Below are 1,187 nucleotides of genomic sequence, written 5' to 3'. Positions count from 1 at the left end.
CGCCCACGACGGCGTCTTCGAGGCGTACCCGCCCGCCCTCGACGAGCCCGCCGCGCCCGAGAAGCCCGAGCCCGCCGCGCNCGCCGCCCCCGCCCCCGTGAAGAAGGGCCGCTCCAAGCTGGTCCTCCTGGCCGTGGGCGTGGTCGCCGCCGCCGCCCTCGCCTACGGCGCGGGGCTGCTCCTCAACCAGGCCGACGTGCCGAAGGGCACCACCGTCATGGGCGTCGACATCGGCGGCTCCACGAAGGAGGAGGCCGTACGGAAGCTGGACGCCGTGCTCGGCTCGCGCGCCGCCACGCCCCTCCGGCTGGAGGTCGGCGGCCAGGACCGCACGCTCGCCCCCGACAAGGCGGGCCTGTCCCTGGACAGCCAGGAGACCGTCCGCGCCGCCGCGGGCAGCGACTACAACCCCGTCTCCGTGATCGGCTCCCTGTTCGGCGCCGAGCGCGTGGCCGAGCCGGTCCTCCCGGTCGACGAGGAGAAGCTGGGTGTCGCCCTGGCCGGCCTGGGCGGCGGCTCCGGCGCGGTCACCGAGGGCACCGTCAGGTTCGAGCCGGGCAAGGCCGTTCCCGTACCCGGCAAGGCCGGCACGGCGCTGGACGTCCAGCGGTCGATGATCTTCGTCAAGGACGCGTTCCGCGCCCAGGTCGAGACGGGCCGGACCAACGTCGTGGAACTGCCCGTGAGCAGGCGCGAGCCGGCGATCGGGCAGGCCGAGATCGACCGGGCGATGAAGGAGTTCGCCGAGCCCGCGATGTCCGGGCTGATCACCGTCAAGGCCGGCGGCAAGCAGATCCAGTTCGGCCCCCAGCGGTCGCTGCCGCAGATCCTGTCGATGAAGGCGGTCGGCGGGAGGCTGGAGCCGTACTACGACAAGAAGGCCATCGAGCGCCTCCTCGACGGGACCTTCGACGGGGTCATGGTCGCCAAGGGCGACGGCACGAAGCACCAGCTGTCCGCCGACGACGTGGCCGCCGCCATGCACAAGGCCCTGCGCGGCAGGACGGAGGCCGAGCGCACGGTCACCATCGAGCTCGACTCGCAGGGGTGACCGCGCCCGGGTGACGGGGCCGCCCGCCGGGGCGGCCCTCCGCCGTCCGTCCCGCGCCCGCCGTCCCGCGCCCGCCGTCCCGCGTCCGTGCCCCGGCCGTCCGTCCCGCGCCCGGCTCGCGTCCGCGGACCTCGGC

General features: G+C 75.3%; 1 pseudogene. It reads left to right on the top strand.

Annotated features, from left to right (window positions below):
• Positions 1–81: 81 nt before the first annotated feature.
• Positions 82–1,051, top strand: a pseudogene (locus MW084_RS03560) (hypothetical protein); the annotation flags it as partial.
• Positions 1,052–1,187 lie beyond the last annotated feature (136 nt).

The organism is Streptomyces sudanensis, assembly GCF_023614315.1.
GTDB classification, from domain to species: domain Bacteria; phylum Actinomycetota; class Actinomycetes; order Streptomycetales; family Streptomycetaceae; genus Streptomyces; species Streptomyces sudanensis.
The sequence above is the reverse complement of the archived record's forward strand: the minus strand, read 5'-3'. Positions and strand labels throughout refer to the sequence as shown.